This window comes from Ruegeria sp. YTSA075 (genome assembly GCF_059610245.1).
On sequence record NZ_JBXWNG010000001.1, the window covers coordinates 103,938 to 118,004 of the forward strand.

Annotated in this window: 18 protein-coding genes and 2 tRNA genes; 9 read left to right on the plus strand and 11 right to left on the minus strand. The window is 55.9% G+C overall.

Annotated features, from left to right (window positions below):
• Positions 1 to 62 precede the first annotated feature (62 nt).
• The gene (locus AC2FGE_RS00525; RefSeq protein ID WP_496817268.1) at positions 63 to 1,082 is read left to right on the plus strand and encodes a FliM/FliN family flagellar motor C-terminal domain-containing protein; all 1,020 of its coding nucleotides are present in this window, start codon (positions 63 to 65) and stop codon (positions 1,080 to 1,082) included.
• A gap of 20 nt (positions 1,083 to 1,102) precedes the next feature.
• Here AC2FGE_RS00525 and AC2FGE_RS00530 read toward each other — a convergent pair whose 3' ends face one another.
• Genes AC2FGE_RS00530 through AC2FGE_RS00545 form a run of 4 tightly spaced genes read right to left on the minus strand, consistent with a single transcriptional unit; the run spans position 1,103 to position 3,300 of the window.
• Positions 1,103 to 1,534, minus strand: a complete 432-nt coding sequence (locus AC2FGE_RS00530) for a protein tyrosine phosphatase family protein (protein ID WP_496817269.1) — start codon at positions 1,532 to 1,534, stop codon at positions 1,103 to 1,105.
• A 9-nt stretch (positions 1,535 to 1,543) separates the two neighbouring features.
• Positions 1,544 to 1,975, minus strand: a complete 432-nt coding sequence (locus AC2FGE_RS00535; protein ID WP_496817270.1) for a DUF6691 family protein — start codon at positions 1,973 to 1,975, stop codon at positions 1,544 to 1,546.
• Positions 1,975 to 2,403, minus strand: coding sequence for a YeeE/YedE family protein (locus AC2FGE_RS00540; RefSeq protein WP_496817271.1), 429 nt, complete (start codon positions 2,401 to 2,403; stop codon positions 1,975 to 1,977). The genes AC2FGE_RS00535 and AC2FGE_RS00540 overlap by 1 nt, the downstream gene beginning before the upstream one ends.
• 33 nt (positions 2,404 to 2,436) lie before the next feature.
• Positions 2,437 to 3,300, minus strand: coding sequence for an MBL fold metallo-hydrolase (locus tag AC2FGE_RS00545; RefSeq protein WP_496817272.1), 864 nt, complete (start codon positions 3,298 to 3,300; stop codon positions 2,437 to 2,439).
• Positions 3,301 to 3,544: 244 nt separating this feature from the next.
• Between AC2FGE_RS00545 and AC2FGE_RS00550 the strand changes: the two genes are divergently transcribed.
• Complete coding sequence (locus AC2FGE_RS00550) at positions 3,545 to 3,760, plus strand: hypothetical protein (protein ID WP_496817273.1); 216 nt, start codon at positions 3,545 to 3,547, stop codon at positions 3,758 to 3,760.
• Between the two features lie 10 nt (positions 3,761 to 3,770).
• Here AC2FGE_RS00550 and AC2FGE_RS00555 read toward each other — a convergent pair whose 3' ends face one another.
• Positions 3,771 to 3,989 carry a hypothetical protein gene (locus AC2FGE_RS00555; RefSeq protein ID WP_170530829.1) on the minus strand — a complete coding sequence of 73 codons (219 nt, stop codon included), beginning with the start codon at positions 3,987 to 3,989 and terminating at the stop codon, positions 3,771 to 3,773.
• Between the two features lie 173 nt (positions 3,990 to 4,162).
• On the opposite strand from AC2FGE_RS00555, the gene AC2FGE_RS00560 reads away from it, so the two are divergent.
• Positions 4,163 to 4,429 carry a DUF2312 domain-containing protein gene (locus tag AC2FGE_RS00560; RefSeq protein WP_496817274.1) on the plus strand — a complete coding sequence of 89 codons (267 nt, stop codon included), beginning with the start codon at positions 4,163 to 4,165 and terminating at the stop codon, positions 4,427 to 4,429.
• A 14-nt stretch (positions 4,430 to 4,443) separates the two neighbouring features.
• Here the strand turns inward: AC2FGE_RS00560 and AC2FGE_RS00565 are convergent, their stop codons facing one another.
• On the minus strand, positions 4,444 to 5,322 hold the full coding sequence (locus AC2FGE_RS00565; RefSeq protein WP_496817275.1) for a hypothetical protein: 879 nt from the start codon (positions 5,320 to 5,322) through the stop codon (positions 4,444 to 4,446).
• A gap of 174 nt (positions 5,323 to 5,496) precedes the next feature.
• Between AC2FGE_RS00565 and AC2FGE_RS00570 the strand changes: the two genes are divergently transcribed.
• Positions 5,497 to 5,572: transfer RNA gene (locus tag AC2FGE_RS00570), tRNA-Thr, on the plus strand.
• Positions 5,573 to 6,008: 436 nt separating this feature from the next.
• Here the strand turns inward: AC2FGE_RS00570 and AC2FGE_RS00575 are convergent.
• On the minus strand, positions 6,009 to 6,350 hold the full coding sequence (locus AC2FGE_RS00575) for a primase-helicase family protein (RefSeq protein WP_496817276.1): 342 nt from the start codon (positions 6,348 to 6,350) through the stop codon (positions 6,009 to 6,011).
• Positions 6,351 to 6,390: 40 nt separating this feature from the next.
• Positions 6,391 to 6,464, minus strand: a tRNA-Cys gene (locus tag AC2FGE_RS00580).
• Positions 6,465 to 6,691: 227 nt separating this feature from the next.
• Between AC2FGE_RS00580 and AC2FGE_RS00585 the strand changes: the two genes are divergently transcribed.
• The 3 genes from AC2FGE_RS00585 to AC2FGE_RS00595 all read left to right on the plus strand — a co-directional run bounded on the left by AC2FGE_RS00585 (position 6,692) and on the right by AC2FGE_RS00595 (position 9,778).
• Positions 6,692 to 7,345 (plus strand): protein-L-isoaspartate O-methyltransferase family protein, encoded by a 654-nt coding sequence (locus tag AC2FGE_RS00585; protein WP_496817277.1) that lies wholly within the window; start codon positions 6,692 to 6,694, stop codon positions 7,343 to 7,345.
• 94 nt (positions 7,346 to 7,439) lie between these two features.
• Entirely contained in the window at positions 7,440 to 8,858 is a 1,419-nt protein-coding gene (locus AC2FGE_RS00590) for a TolC family outer membrane protein (RefSeq protein WP_496817278.1), read from the plus strand.
• 74 nt (positions 8,859 to 8,932) lie between these two features.
• A complete protein-coding gene (locus AC2FGE_RS00595; protein WP_496817279.1) occupies positions 8,933 to 9,778 on the plus strand; it encodes a hypothetical protein in 846 nt (281 codons plus the stop codon).
• Positions 9,779 to 9,782: 4 nt separating this feature from the next.
• On the opposite strand, the gene AC2FGE_RS00600 is transcribed toward AC2FGE_RS00595, so the two are convergent.
• Complete coding sequence (locus AC2FGE_RS00600) at positions 9,783 to 11,240, minus strand: cobyric acid synthase (protein WP_496817280.1); 1,458 nt, start codon at positions 11,238 to 11,240, stop codon at positions 9,783 to 9,785.
• Between the two features lie 59 nt (positions 11,241 to 11,299).
• On the opposite strand from AC2FGE_RS00600, the gene AC2FGE_RS00605 reads away from it, so the two are divergent.
• Positions 11,300 to 11,869 (plus strand): cobalamin biosynthesis protein CobQ, encoded by a 570-nt coding sequence (locus AC2FGE_RS00605; RefSeq protein ID WP_496817281.1) that lies wholly within the window; start codon positions 11,300 to 11,302, stop codon positions 11,867 to 11,869.
• Between the two features lie 79 nt (positions 11,870 to 11,948).
• Here the strand turns inward: AC2FGE_RS00605 and AC2FGE_RS00610 are convergent, their stop codons facing one another.
• Positions 11,949 to 12,269, minus strand: a complete 321-nt coding sequence (locus AC2FGE_RS00610) for a DUF6280 family protein (RefSeq protein ID WP_037310273.1) — start codon at positions 12,267 to 12,269, stop codon at positions 11,949 to 11,951.
• A 218-nt stretch (positions 12,270 to 12,487) separates the two neighbouring features.
• On the opposite strand from AC2FGE_RS00610, the gene efp reads away from it, so the two are divergent.
• Positions 12,488 to 13,051: an elongation factor P gene (gene efp / locus AC2FGE_RS00615; RefSeq protein WP_480542209.1), complete on the plus strand. Its 564-nt coding sequence runs from the start codon at positions 12,488 to 12,490 to the stop codon at positions 13,049 to 13,051.
• Between the two features lie 62 nt (positions 13,052 to 13,113).
• Here efp and AC2FGE_RS00620 read toward each other — a convergent pair whose 3' ends face one another.
• Positions 13,114 to 14,055: an ABC transporter transmembrane domain-containing protein gene (locus AC2FGE_RS00620; protein ID WP_496817282.1), complete on the minus strand. Its 942-nt coding sequence runs from the start codon at positions 14,053 to 14,055 to the stop codon at positions 13,114 to 13,116.
• Between the last annotated feature and the right edge of the window lie 12 nt (positions 14,056 to 14,067).

Genomic DNA, 14,067 nt, shown 5'->3' on the forward strand with positions numbered 1-14,067 from the left:
ACACCGCGCTGTTGCGAAAGCTTTCAGCGGGGCGCGAGAATTTGAAGAACCGGCCGCGCTCAGTGCTGCGCGCACTGCGCCTGGGATTCGCGCGGGCAGCGGCGGATCGGTTGAACCTGCCCCTTGCTGTGATTGGTGCGAAGCAATCGCTGCAGCCTGCCAATGATCTGGTCGATGTGGTTGGGAATGACTGGCTGCTGCTGTTCCTGAAAGGGCCAGATGGAATTGCAGCCGCCTGCCTGGATCCAAATGCGGTGTCGGCGATTTTGCAAACCCAGACTATTGGTCAGGTCACCGAAACTGCGCCAGAGGCGCGCGCGTTCACAAATACGGATGCTGCTATGACGGCGCCGCTGCTGGAAGCTGCGCTGGCCAAGGCGGCTGAGCTGGCCGAAAATGCATCAGATGATGTTGGGCTGATCGGCTATGAATACATGTCCCGTGCGCAGGAATTGCGATCCGTTTGCCTGACATTGGTTGAAGATCTGTATTGTGGGTTCGAACTGACGGTCGATCTGGCAGGTGGCGTTCGGCAGGGTCATGTCTGTATTTTGTTGCCTCAACAGTCATCCCCGGAAGAGGATTGCCTGATCCCCGAAACGGATGAGGGCCCCAGCCTGGAGCAATCCTCTGGCGTTGTCCGGGCCGAATTGAATGCCGTTTTGTGCCGCATGAACGTGCCACTGTCTGACCTTTCAGGGCTAAGCGTCGGGGATATTCTGCCGCTGCAACATGCGCGCATTGACCGGACGGAAATTCTGGCCATTGATCGGTCGCGGACTGCGGTTGGCCGGCTTGGCCAATGTGGCGGACTGCGCGCGGTGCGGATTAACGAACAGGCCCCTTTGGCTGCTCTGTCAGATGTTGAGACGCAGGAGTTTATTGAAAGCCGGGCAGCCTCGGCCAGCCAAAACGCACCTGATATGCCTCTGGGCGCCCAAGCCGTCGATGTTACGGATTATGATGCTGATCCAGACACCCTAGAGGCACAAGACGGTGATCTGAGTTTTGAAAACTCTGAACAAATGGTGGCTGAGATATCGCAACTAGCGGGGCTGGACGGCCCCGAAGACGCGAGTTAGTCGCCCGAGATCCCGAAACATTAGTCGACAGCCTTGCGCATGTGATCCAATGCCGGGCGCAGGTTTTCCAACTGGTACCCTGCATGTGTTGTGGCACTTAGAATGTCATCGGTGCTCATCCGGTCGCATTGACCAAGGGCCCAGACGACCGAACACCGTGTGCCAGATGCACAATATGCCAAAACCGGTCCGCCACAAGCTTCGGCCATATCCCTCTGACGTGCCACGTTTTCGGGCGTCATGGTCTGGTGGGTCAGTTCCAGAACCTCATACTCCAACCCGGCTGCGCGCACTGCCTCGCCGATGGTGTCGGATTGCATGTCTGAGGGAACCTCGTCATTGGGACGGTTGCAAATCACCTTGACGAACCCGGCTTGGGCGATGGCGGGCACATCCTCAACCGAGATCTGCGGTGAGACGGCGTAGCGGGGGGTAATTGGGCGAATCTCCATGCCAAATCCTTAGGTTGGGTTTGCAGCCCTGTCTAGCTGTGCGCCAAGGCCAGGTGCGATGAACATTCCAGTGATCATCGCCAACACAAACAGCAGCCCGCCAAGGCCCCCGAAACTTAGCGAAGCCATCGCAGGCCCGGGGCAGAGCCCAACAAGCCCCCAGCCCATGCCAAACAGCGCAGAGCCGATGATTAGGCGACGGTCCAGTTCGGGGCGTGGAGGTGCTGGAAATTGGCCGCCAACGATAGGTTGCCGTCCGTTGGTCATCCGCCAGGCGATCAGCATAGGCAGGATGGCCCCACCCATGACAAAGGCAAGCGTCGGGTCCCAGGCGCCGAACAGGTCCAACCAACCTTGAACCTTGGTCGTGTCAGTCATGCCCGAAACCAGCAGGCCGGTGCCAAACAAGGCCCCTGCGAATAAAGCGATCAGGATGCGCATCAGATGACCCCCAGAATGTGCCGCAGGGCCAAAACGGTCAGCGCACCGGATGCGATGTAAATCAGTGTTGCCACGATACCCCGCAGCGAGAATCGAGAGATGCCGCACACCCCGTGGCCAGAGGTACAGCCATTTGCGATGCGGGTTCCGACACCCACCAGCAGCCCTGCGACCACGACCAGCAGCAGATTTTCGGTCAGATGCGTTTCGGATTGTGGTGCGATCAATGGGCGCATCAGTAGGGGCATTCCGATTAAGCCGGCAATAAATGCCAGACGCTCGGCGCTTTCGTTGCGCGCGCTGCCATCGACCAGCCCGCCCAATATCCCGCTGGCGCCCATGACGCGGCCATTGCCCAGCAGATACACCGCACCGCCTAGGCCAATCAGCAGCCCGCCCAAAAGGCCCATCACCCAAGATGCATCCATATCTGTTTCGTCCTTACTGTTGATGTCGAAGGGTCAGAGCTTGTTGATCGGCAACTTCAGCATCACATCGCCCTGCTCATCCGCCGGGGGCATCTGACCCGCGCGCATATTGACCTGCAAAGACGGCAGGATCAGGCGCGGCATCGCCAGCGTTGCATCCCGTGCATCGCGCATTTCCACGAACTCTTCGATGCTGCGCCCCTGTCCGATATGAATGTTGAGCGCTTTTTGTTCGCCGACTGTCGTCTCCCAGGCGTACTGATCCCGGCCTGGGGCCTTGTAGTCATGCCCTACGTAGATCCGTGTTTCGTCGGGCAAGGCGAGGATTTTTTGGATAGATTCATAAAGCGTGGAGGACGATCCACCAGGAAAGTCGCATCGCGCGGTGCCAAAATCCGGCATGAACAACGTGTCTCCTACGAAAGCCGCGTCGCCGATGACATAGGTCAGACAGGCTGGGGTATGACCGGGCGTATGCAACACATCCCCGCGCATCTGACCGATATGAAAGCTGTCGCCTTGCTTGAACAGGGCATCGAACTGGCTGCCATCGCGTTGGAATTCAGTGCCTTCGTTGAACACTTTGCCAAAGGTGTCCTGCACCGTCACGATCTGATCGCCGATCCCGATTTTACCACCCAGCTTTTCCTGAATATAAGGCGCGGCCGACAGATGATCGGCGTGGACATGGCTTTCGAGGATCCACTCGACCTTCAGATTGTTTGACTTGACATAGTCAACGATCGCGTCGGCGGCCTGCGTCCCGGTGCGGCCCGACGCATGATCAAAATCCAGAACGCTGTCGACAATGGCGCAGGCCCGACCTTCGGGTTCGTGCACGACATAGGAAACTGTGAAGGTTTGATCATCAAAAAAAGCTTGCACTTTGGGGGTCATATCATCCTCCGTCCCGGTTCAATTTACATATATTGACTATGGAATGTGTTTCAACAGCCGATTTGGCAATTGATGTCTGTCAAGGCAGCCATACCAATATTGGATTAAACTTTAGTCGAACTGGGAAAGATTGCCGAAGCCGCCGAATTACCCGGCAAGATTCCGCACAACCTGAGGTTAGATTGTTCTGGTCTTAATCCCGTTACCTATATCGGAGATACTAGCACCATCTGGGAGGAGCGAAATGAAACAGAACACCCTGTATTCCGAATTTTCAGAGATTGAACAAAAGCTCGAGAATGCCTGTCTCGATACGCGCTTGGCCCTGCAGCCGAGTGTCAGCAAGATCGTTGACCGCATGCGCCGTCAGGGCATGCATGTTCCATCTCGGTTGCGCCGTCTGGATTCGGCCTTGTGCGAAGATGCAATGGAAGCGCAGTTTGACAATATGCCTGTCTAAATCCGCGAGGTCATCCAAAGGAAATCCCGAGGATGACCAGCATCAGGCCAATCACCGACAGGAAAAGTGATCCGAGATTCCAGGGTAGAACGCCCTGCACAACCGCGCGCAGTTCATCATCTGACAGTCCGGCCTTGCGCGCTTTCATCACGCGAAGAATACACCAGACCAGCCCGGCAAGCCCGGCAACGGACAGGGCAGCCCCGCCCCAGGTGATGAATTCAAACATGGTTCCCCGCAAAGCTGCCTGATCCACACCCGCGCTTAAAGGATCGGGACAATTCGCACAAGCGTGCTTTGGGCTCGGTTCAGGATTGGGTGCTTGCGACCGGCGCGGCTGCACTGTATCCGGCGTCTTGCCAATGTCGCAGCATCAGATTCTAGCCTAGGGGAGAGACGCCTATGGAAGACATGACCGAAGATCAGGCAGCCGCCAATTACCGTGTGACCGCAGGTGAGCTGCGCCAGTTCATCGAACGATTTGAACGGCTGGATGCTGAAAAGAAGGACCTGGCTGAGCAGCAAAAAGAGGTCATGGCCGAGGCCAAAGCTCGGGGTTACGACACCAAGGTCATGCGGAAGGTTGTTGCCCTGCGCAAGCGCGACAAGGACGACATCGCCGAAGAAGAAGCAGTGCTGGAAATGTACAAAGAAGCATTGGGAATGTAGAGCGTCTGACTGGTTCAGACCTCTAGTATTCGAACATTTGGCATCGCTCGGATTTTTGCCATGTCTTGTGCATACAGCTCGGAAAACGCACTGACTATTTCAGTGCTCCAGCCGGGCAGGTCCAATTCCTCCTCAACCCGGTCGGGTTGAGCATGGGCCTCAAGTAGCCCTGCCAGTTCGTCGCGCGATGCAAGCCGCGCTCCGGATTGCTCCTGCTGGATCAGCGGCAAAAGCTTATGCTTACCCTGTTCGGTCAGTAAAGAAGCGAGCAGGGTATGTTCTCCAGGGATCGCAATGCTGTCGGGCAAACCGGCCATGGCGCGCAGGATATCTCCCCATATCAGTGGCGAATCCTCGTTCTCCCAAAGGGTGATTTTGACATCTGGAACCAGATCGCCCAGGTCTTCGATCATGGTGACCCAGCTGAGGCAGCTCAGGTCTGTCGTATCCAGTATTGATCTGGTGCGCGCCGGGTCCAGTGCCGTCAGAACCCTTGGGATAAAGAGGCCGGGGTTCATCAAACCGGCAAATATCTCGATCTGCGCGCCGTTCAGCAGGTCCTGCGTATACGCGGCCCGCTTCCCTGCGAATGGATAGATTTGCCCATGTTGCAAGGCCGCGCGCATCGGCCCAAAGAACTTTTCGCTTGAGACAACGATGCGTTGAATATCCGCAGCATCAGGCAGCACGCCCTTCATCTGTTCGCGCGCTTCGGCAACGGGCAATCCGCTCGCCAAGGCGTCAGACATGACTTTGACGAATTGCCTGCACCGGCGCGGCCCTAAGGGCAGGGTCCCTGCCTTGTACAAAGCGCCTTTGTGTGCCGCGAGCGTTGCCAACAATTGGCCCGCATCCGTAAAGGGGACTCCGGCGTGAATGACTACCTGCATCATGCTCCCTGCGCCCGACTGTCTTGCCGAGCCATTTTGGCTTTGGTTCATTGTTATCAAGACTGGGCATTTCGTTGCGAGTGATTTCACACTTTCTCAGGAAATTCGACAATCCCTCACTCGATGATAAATTTCTGGCTTGAAGTCTTTGACCGGAGACATTAATCGACGGTCAACGCCCCTATAGCTCAGCTGGTAGAGCAACTGATTTGTAATCAGTAGGTCCGCGGTTCGAGTCCGTGTGGGGGCACCATTTTTGCAATAAAAAACAATGCGTTGCGCGACGTCTGGACGCGCGAGTTTACTGCTCATTGCGCAGTCAGACATATAGCAGACATTCTGCGATTCAGGCCCCGCGTGCCTTGCGCCACATCAGTCTGACATGTTCAATACGTTCTAGTAGACTGGGAGACAGTTCTCGTACCCGATTTTTGTGTTTATTTTCAGTGTTTTGATACGTTTTGATATGATAATACGTTGTTTTCTGAGAATTCAAATTTCAACGTAGGAAGTGGGTGCAATAAATGGCGAACGAAGTCATGTAAGAAGCTCTGCATTCCCGTAATTTGATATCAAGCCTTTGATAATAAATGATTTAGAGGATCGACACTTTCGTGTGGTCGGAGTGCCTACTATCGAACTTAGTCAGAGTGAAGTATGCTGTCTGATAAGCATTCAAAGATGTGTAGCTAAATACTAATCCCCTTTGCATTGTAGGTCATGGTTTTGTTGGTGATGAGCGCCTTAACCTTGCTTTCCACAGCCCTATCATTTGGAGCAACAGCCTCTTCAAAATGAAGCAAAATCTTTTCTTTGGCGCTGCTGTTGAACTGACCAACTAGCGTATTGGCATCTGCGGTTGTGGCACTGTACCGCTCACCAAGGAGTTCTCGTAGCAGGTCCATGAAGGTGGACTTCCCCGTACCCTGTTCTTCGCTTTGCAGGATAATTGCCGTTCTGCATATCCTGAAAGGGGCAAAAAAGAACGGTTGAAGAACCCTGATTGTAAAATGGAATGTAAAATGGCCCACTCGCGTAGTGGGTCTTTTTCGTTAAGTACTTGAAATTAAATGGAGGCGAGTACCGGAATCGAACCGGTGTACACGGATTTGCAATCCGCTGCGTCACCACTCCGCCAACTCGCCTTTTCAAGCAAAATCAAATACTTGCCGTGGTGTTCGTGGCGTTTTAGCAGCTTTGCGACGGGGCGTCCAGAGGACAGCGGCGAAATTCGGGGGCATCGTGCGAATTACCGCGATTTTGTGTGCGGTCCAATGATCGTTGATGAGGGATTGCGGCAATAGGGGCGTTGCCGGTGACTAAGGGATGTGGCAAAAGCCGAACAGGCTTGAGACTTCAGACGAGAGATCACATGACAGATTTCCCAACGCGGCGCCGTATTATGGTTGATACTCAGGTACGACCTTCGGATGTGACGAAGTTCCCGATCATTGATGCTATGCTCACGGTGCCGCGCGAAGACTTTGTGCCGGATTCGCAGCGCGAAGCCGCCTATGTCGAAGATGTGATCAGTCTTGGGAACGGACGCAGCTTGGTGGAGCCACGGACCCTGGCCAAGATGTTGGATGCGCTGAACATTTGCAATGATGAGGTCGTGCTCGATATCGCACCGGCACTGGGGTATTCGACAGCAGTGGCTGCGCGCATGGCAGAATTGGTTGTTGCCGTAGAAAGCGACGAAGCGCTGGCGGCTGAGGCGCAAGCTGCTTTGACTGAAGTCGCTGCAGACAATGCCGTGGTTCACGTCGGTCCGCTTGAGCAGGGCGCGGAAGAACACGGGCCGTATGACGTGATCATGATTCAGGGTGGCGTGCATCAGATCCCTGATGCTCTGTTGGATCAATTGAAAGAGAATGGCCGCATTGCCTGTTTGTTTGTCGAGGACGGCTTGGGTGTCGTTCGCATCGGGCGCAAAGCAGGTGGACGCGTCAGTTGGCGCGATGCGTTCAATGCCAGTGCGCCGGTGCTTGATAGCTTTTCCCATCAGGGTGCATTTTCGCTATAGTCGTTAGGTAGTTTTGTCTGCCACCTTGATTAGTTGAAAATGGCGGCGCAAATTGCCGACAGAGCAGAAAATTTTGAGTTGAGAGGATTTGGTGATGCGTAGGACTGCGACTGGCAAACTGGTCAGAGCATGTGCATTGACCGCAGGGCTGGCCTTAAGCGTTATGCCGCTGCGTCAGGCATGGGCTGATAACCTTACTGATGCGTTTATCGGAGCCTACAACACCAGCGGATTGTTGGAGCAAAACCGCGCGTTGCTGCGGGCTGCAGATGAAGACGTGGCGATTGCTCTTGCTGCTTTGCGACCAATCATTAACTGGACAGTGAACATAAGCCAGGACTACTCGAAGACGCGAACCGGCGCATCTGTCGCAACAGCCAACCCATCGCGTTTCTTTTCGGGGCTAACGCTTAGCCAGCTTCTATATGATGGTGGGGCGTCTGTGTTGGGGAAGCAGTCAGCGCAGGAAACCGTTTTGTCGACAAGACAGTCCCTGATTGATATCGAGCAACAGGTTCTGTTTCGTGCTGCAACGGCGTATCTTGGCGTGTTGCTTCAGGAAGAGACAGTTCAGATTCGTCAAAACAACGTCGACTTGTCGAGCGAAGAACTGCGTGCCTCGAATGACCGTTTTGAAGTCGGTGAAGTTACACGAACAGACGTGGCGCTGTCTGAATCACAACTTGCAAGCTCACGTGCAGATTTGGCCGATGCGCAGGGGGACCTCAGCACGGCGCAGGCAGAATATGTGAACGCTGTTGGTAAGCTGCCGGGGCGTACATCCGGCCAACCAAGTCTTCCAAACCTGCCGCGCTCGCAGTCCGAAGCTATCAATCTGGCGTTGCGCAACCACCCTTCAATCCTGTCCGCTCAGCACCAGGTGCGAGCTTTGGATCTCATCGTTCAGCAGCAGCGTGCGAATCTTGGTCCTAATGTCAGTTTGAGTGCTGACGTTGGTGTTAGAGAAGACTATAATGATGACGACTATCAAAATACTGCAGGTGTTGCTCTTAGTTTGAGTCAGCCAATTTATGCTGGTGGTCGACTGGCGGCGAGTGTTCGTCGTGCCATGGCGACACGCGATGCATCGCGCGCGAACCTTTTGAATGTTCAAAAAGACATCACACAGGGTGTGACCGATGCTTATGTGCGGTTTCAAACTGCAACGGCCAGCCTGACAGCATCGACCGAACGCGTTCGAGCCTCACAGGTAGCCTTTGACGGGATTCGGGAAGAGGCCACTCTCGGTGCACGAACCACATTGGATGTGCTGACGGCCCAGCAGGATTTGCTGGATGCGCAACTGGCTGAGATCGCATCGCGGACCGAGCGTTCGCTGGCAGCGTATCAGTTGCTTCAGGCTCAGGGCCTGCTGACGGCCGAGCGTCTGGGACTGGCTGTGCAGATTTACGACCCGACACTGTATTACAATCTGGTTAAAAATGCGCCCGCTCAGGTCAGTAAGCAGAGCAAGGATCTGGATCGCGTGCTAAAAGCATTGCGCCGGGACTGACGAGCAATACTATTTGTTGTTCGCTTTGACAGGATTGGCTACACTCTGCTCTGAGCATAGAGCGGTAGAGAAAAATGGCGGATAATGTCGTAAAAGCCGGGATCGAAGACGTGTTGTCTTCGGTCAAACGTCTGGTCAGTGAAGAAGGTAAAGCGGGTGAGGGGGCTGATCAGAGCACCAAGGCGCGCAAGCCGGGTCGTTTGGTGCTGACGGACGCGTTGCGCATTTCCAAACCCGCTGCGGCTGAAACCGCCCCGTTTAAACTGGAACCCGAATACAGCGCTGAAGTTTCGGCCAAGCCGATGCTGCTGCGCGCCTGCGATATCGTGCGAGATGATGCGGGCGCCGATCAGAATGCCCCTCCTGATGCGGCGATGGGTGAGCAGGCAGAGCCGTCAGAAGACCCGACACTCAGCCTGAGTGCCAAGATTGAAGCGCTGGAAGCCGCCATTGCCCGAACTGAAGATCAGTGGGAGCCTGACGGCGACAGCGATGATGCCTATTCAGGTACACCGAATCAAAGCCTGTCCTGGGATACGGGTACGGCATTTGCTGAAAGTGATGGGCAAGCCTCGCTGGATGAACAGCCAGAAGATGCGCAGCCCGAGAGCGATCAAGTTGCTTCCGACGCCGAAGAACCAGTTGTCGAAACGCCTCGACAAGAAGAGTTAGAAAGTGATGAGGCGCAGCCCGCCACATTTATCCGCTCTGCCGAGGCTGCGCCCGTGACCGAGCCTGCGGAACAGGAGACTGCGCAGCTTGGGGAACTGACAATTGACGAAGAGGCGCTGCGTTCAATAATCGCCGAGGTTGTCCGGGAAGAGCTGAAAGGCGCGTTGGGCGAACGGATCACGCGCAATGTCCGCAAAATGGTGCGGCGCGAGATTTATCGCGCATTGGCTGCGCAGGAGCTGGAATAGCCGCTCAGGCGCGTTTTGGTGCTTGGGCCAGTTCCAGCAACTGGTCTAAATCCATAGTCTGCTCCAGGTGATCGGCCAGCGCATCAAGCGTTTGCTCAACCCCGTCCTCATACGCATTTTCAGACGTCACACCCAATGTCGCCAGATATTGGGCGCGGAACGCATCGGATGAGAATATGCCGTGCAGATAACTGCCCAGAATACGGCCGTTTGCGCTGGCGGCTCCTTCTGGGCGGCCAGCGACTTCTAGCCAGGCACGCGCACAATCCGGGCCTTCGGTCCGGCCCATGTGAATTTCATACCCGCTGACAGGCGCACGGTTGGGCAGGGCAACGGCTTCGGTCAGCGTCACGCGTTTCCTGCCTGCCATGACTGTGTCAACGTCCAGCAGGCCAAGCCCTTCAACCGTTCCCGGGTGGCCATCCACGCCATCCGGATCAGCGATGGTTTTACCCAGCATCTGATAGCCGCCACACAGGCCCAGAACGTGTCCACCGCGGCGGATATGTGCCAATAGATCGATATCCCACCCCTGCGCTCTGAAATAGGTCAGATCGCCGATGGTGGATTTGCTGCCGGGCAGCAATACAAGGTCGGCATCGCCGGGCAGGGGGCGGCCTGCCGGGATGATCTCGACACTCACGCCGGGTTCTGCGGAGAGAGGGTCCAGATCGTCAAAATTCGCCATCCGCTCAAGCTGTGGCACCACAACCTTACAGGCACCACCGGTATGGGACCGAATGTCCATCATGTCTTCGGCGGGCAGTTTCCACGCGCCGTCGAACCAGGGCACAACGCCCAAGCACGGCCAACCGGTGCGTTCCGCAATGTCATCACGCCCTTCATCGAACAGGGACACATCGCCCTTGAACCGATTCACGGCGAACCCCTTGATCATCGCCAGATCGCCGTCATCCAGTACGGCCTGGGTGCCAACGATCTGCGCGATCACGCCGCCCCTGTGGATGTCACCGACCAGAACCACAGGAACACCCGCCGCACAGGCAAAGCCCATATTGGCGATGTCGCCCTTGCGCAGGTTGGTCTCGGCGGGGCTTCCTGCGCCCTCGATCAATACCAGATCGGCATCGCTGCAAAGCCGGTCAAAACTCTCCAACGCCGCGCCCAACAGCTTGGATTTGTCTTTGCGATAGTCTCCCGCCTTCATGGTGCCGGCGCGCTGCCCCTGCACGATGATCTGAGCACCAGTATCGGTTTCGGGTTTCAGCAGGATCGGGTTCATATCCGTATGCGTGGCACGTTTTGCAGCCCGCGCTTGCAGGGCCTGAGCCCGACCGATCTCACCCCCGTTCTCGGTCACCGCAGCATTGTTCGACATGTTCTGCGGTTTGAACGGAGCGACACTCAATCCGCGCCGCGTATAGGCGCGCGCCAGACCGGCCACGAGAACCGATTTCCCGACATTGCTGCCGGTCCCCTGAATCATGATGGCACGAACCATGGTCGTCTCCTATGCTGGCGTGCAGATGACCTGATTTGACGCCGAAGGGAAAGCCCCGGATGAACACGCCCGCGCATCTTTTGATCGGCGCCGCCGTTTTTGCTCGGCCCGCACAGGGGCATATTCTGGGGGCCGCATTGCTGGGCTCGTTGCTGCCGGATCTGTCGCTTTACCTGATGGCGGGCACATCCCTCTATATCCTGGGCATCCCACCAAATGTCGTCTTTGATCAGCTTTACTTCTCATCCACATGGCAGACGATCTTTGCGATCGACAACTCGTTTGTTCTTTGGGGGCTGGCCTTGACATTGGGGGTGTGGCGAGGCTGGCCATTCCTGATTGTGACCGCCTCTGCAGGAATGCTGCATCTGGCAACGGATTTCCTGCTGCATGCCGGCGATGGGCGCCCGCAATTCTGGCCTTTCAGCGACTGGGTCTTTCACAGCCCTGTCAGCTATTGGGACAGCACGCATCACGCATTCTGGGTTGTGCCGATCTCAGCCCTGATCTGCGCCGCCGCGTATGCGGTCTTGTGGCGACGGGGTCTTTCGATCACGGCCAAGGTGTTTTTTACTGTATTGCTGGGTGCTGAATTCTGGACTGCTTGGCAATGGTTGCGGTTTTTCTGACCAAATTCTTCTAACCAGACAAAGAAAAACGCGCCCCGGTGACAGGAGCGCGTTTTTTCAAAACCGGCATTTTGCGGGTTCAGGCCGCTTCGGCCTGCTGAGCGGCGTTGCGACGCTCGCTCTCTTCGCGCGACAGTGCCACCGAGGTGCGCACACCGCGGCCGACAAATTCCATCAATCCGCTGACAACGCGTTCATTCGGGTCGATACCGGCGCAGGACAGCACTTCGCGCCCATCGCGCGAACGGGCCCAGCGGGCAATTTGTTCTGGGCCATTGCCGTACTTCTTGTCATCGGCGATAGCATCATCAAGCGCAGCCAACACAACGGCTGCAAAAAGTTTGCGAGCACGATTGCCTTGCTCATTGTTAAAGGCAGTGCCGTCAACGAAATCTCTCATCTCGTCTTCCTTGTTGTTCTTGCTCTTGCATTTTCGGCGTGACGGTCCTTATGACCTATTAGGTGCGATTCGGATACACCTAATTTGCATAGTTGCGTTGCGTCATGTGCATAGCTTGCTGCGGGTGCAGCACTAAGTGTCGTTGTCTTGTCAGGGTTGGTCCTGCCAGATATAGGGACGGCAACTGACGCATCAACCGTTTGTGAAGGAAATATGTAATGCCCAAGATAAATGGGAACGAAATTCGCCCCGGCAATGTGCTTGAGCATAACGACGGGCTGTGGGCAGCTGTCAAAGTGGATCACGTAAAGCCCGGTAAAGGCGGAGCTTTTGCGCAGGTCGAGCTGCGTAACCTACGCAATGGATCCAAGCTGAACGAACGGTTCCGTTCCGCCGATAAGGTCGAACGCGTCCGCCTTGAACAGAAGGATCAGCAGTTCCTGTATGAATCCGATGGCATGCTGGTGTTCATGGATGCCGAGACCTATGAGCAGATCGAACTGCCTGCCGACTTGCTGGGCGAACGCCGCCCGTTTCTGCAGGATGGCATGACAATTGTTGTAGAATTTTATGAAAGCGAGGCGTTGAACGCGACGCTGCCGCAAAAGGTGACCTGCAAGATTGTCGAGACCGAGCCGGTCGTCAAAGGTCAGACCGCTGCGAACTCGTTCAAACCGGCGATCCTGGACAATGGCGTCAAGGTCATGGTGCCGCCCTTTGTTGGGCAGGATGAGATGATCATCGTGAACACCGAGACAATGGAATACTCCGAACGCGCGTAACACTGCATCAAGCGTTCCGGAAATCTGATAGACCGCGTCGGCATCCGCTGCGCGGTCTTTTCTTATGGCTTGCGTGTCTGCCGATAGTGTGACGGGTCGGGGCCGAATAACTCTAGCATCAGTTCATATTTGATACGATTTGCACTGACTTGCCTGTAGAACGCGATCAGGAATGACGTTGGCCCCTGAATGCGGCTGAGCCCGCTGGTTGCGGCCACCACGGTGCCGACATCGGTTCGGCCTTGAAGAACCAGCCAGCCGCCCAGCATCAGAACGCCGACAGTGCCTGCGCAATTGATGACGCTCAGAAGAAATTTCGCTGATAGCTTCCACAGAAACATCCGCCGCCGCGTTTCATAAATGTCGTCAAACATCGCGTTGATATCGTGTTCGGCCGCTTTCAAATCATCAGTGGTCAGAGTGTCAGTGGCCTGGCGCAGAACACGGACACGTTCAGCGACAAAGACGTTCACTTTACGCTGCGATATCAGGACGATAATGATTTGTGGCACGATCATTGAAAACGCAATCATCCCAAGCCCCGGTTGGGTGGACGAGATATAGCCGATCACACTGATCAGGGTACCGATCTGCACCACCGGATCCGAGAACGCACCACCTGCAAATTTCCCGAGCTCCTCCGCTTCGGCCGAAATTGCGGTGCTCATTGCACCCTTGCGCAGCGTTTCACCGGACGCGTTCAAATCGGTCGAACGCCACAAGAGGCGCTGGCGGATCAGGCGGATCAGGTCCTCACCAAGGGTTCCGGCACGATATCCCAAGACCCATTTCAGCGCGAGGCTCAAAAGGATGACACCCATCATCCCAAGGCCCAAAAGAACCAGCCGTTCGATCCCCACATCGGTCGAGGTCAGATGGTTGATGATGTCTCGCTGAAACTCCAGTGGAACCGCAGCCAGCGCTGCAACGGCCAGTGACAGTACGATCAGAACAATCTGCCGCCCTGCGCTGGCGCGCCAGATTGCGGTGTAGAGCTTTAGCATGACGGCACCCGG

Coding starts and splice junctions, on each gene's coding strand:
- AC2FGE_RS00585 (WP_496817277.1), top strand. CDS start 6,692: ATGACAGATTTCCCAACGCGGCGCCGTATTATGGTTGATACTCAGGTA.
- AC2FGE_RS00530 (WP_496817269.1), bottom strand. CDS start 1,534: ATGGAGATTCGCCCAATTACCCCCCGCTACGCCGTCTCACCGCAGATC.
- AC2FGE_RS00545 (WP_496817272.1), bottom strand. CDS start 3,300: ATGACCCCCAAAGTGCAAGCTTTTTTTGATGATCAAACCTTCACAGTT.
- AC2FGE_RS00595 (WP_496817279.1), top strand. CDS start 8,933: ATGGCGGATAATGTCGTAAAAGCCGGGATCGAAGACGTGTTGTCTTCG.
- AC2FGE_RS00555 (WP_170530829.1), bottom strand. CDS start 3,989: ATGTTTGAATTCATCACCTGGGGCGGGGCTGCCCTGTCCGTTGCCGGG.
- efp (WP_480542209.1), top strand. CDS start 12,488: ATGCCCAAGATAAATGGGAACGAAATTCGCCCCGGCAATGTGCTTGAG.
- AC2FGE_RS00565 (WP_496817275.1), bottom strand. CDS start 5,322: ATGATGCAGGTAGTCATTCACGCCGGAGTCCCCTTTACGGATGCGGGC.
- AC2FGE_RS00535 (WP_496817270.1), bottom strand. CDS start 1,975: ATGCGCATCCTGATCGCTTTATTCGCAGGGGCCTTGTTTGGCACCGGC.
- AC2FGE_RS00605 (WP_496817281.1), top strand. CDS start 11,300: ATGAACACGCCCGCGCATCTTTTGATCGGCGCCGCCGTTTTTGCTCGG.
- AC2FGE_RS00590 (WP_496817278.1), top strand. CDS start 7,440: ATGCGTAGGACTGCGACTGGCAAACTGGTCAGAGCATGTGCATTGACC.
- AC2FGE_RS00550 (WP_496817273.1), top strand. CDS start 3,545: ATGAAACAGAACACCCTGTATTCCGAATTTTCAGAGATTGAACAAAAG.
- AC2FGE_RS00620 (WP_496817282.1), bottom strand. CDS start 14,055: ATGCTAAAGCTCTACACCGCAATCTGGCGCGCCAGCGCAGGGCGGCAG.
- AC2FGE_RS00600 (WP_496817280.1), bottom strand. CDS start 11,240: ATGGTTCGTGCCATCATGATTCAGGGGACCGGCAGCAATGTCGGGAAA.
- AC2FGE_RS00610 (WP_037310273.1), bottom strand. CDS start 12,269: ATGAGAGATTTCGTTGACGGCACTGCCTTTAACAATGAGCAAGGCAAT.
- AC2FGE_RS00560 (WP_496817274.1), top strand. CDS start 4,163: ATGGAAGACATGACCGAAGATCAGGCAGCCGCCAATTACCGTGTGACC.
- AC2FGE_RS00540 (WP_496817271.1), bottom strand. CDS start 2,403: ATGGATGCATCTTGGGTGATGGGCCTTTTGGGCGGGCTGCTGATTGGC.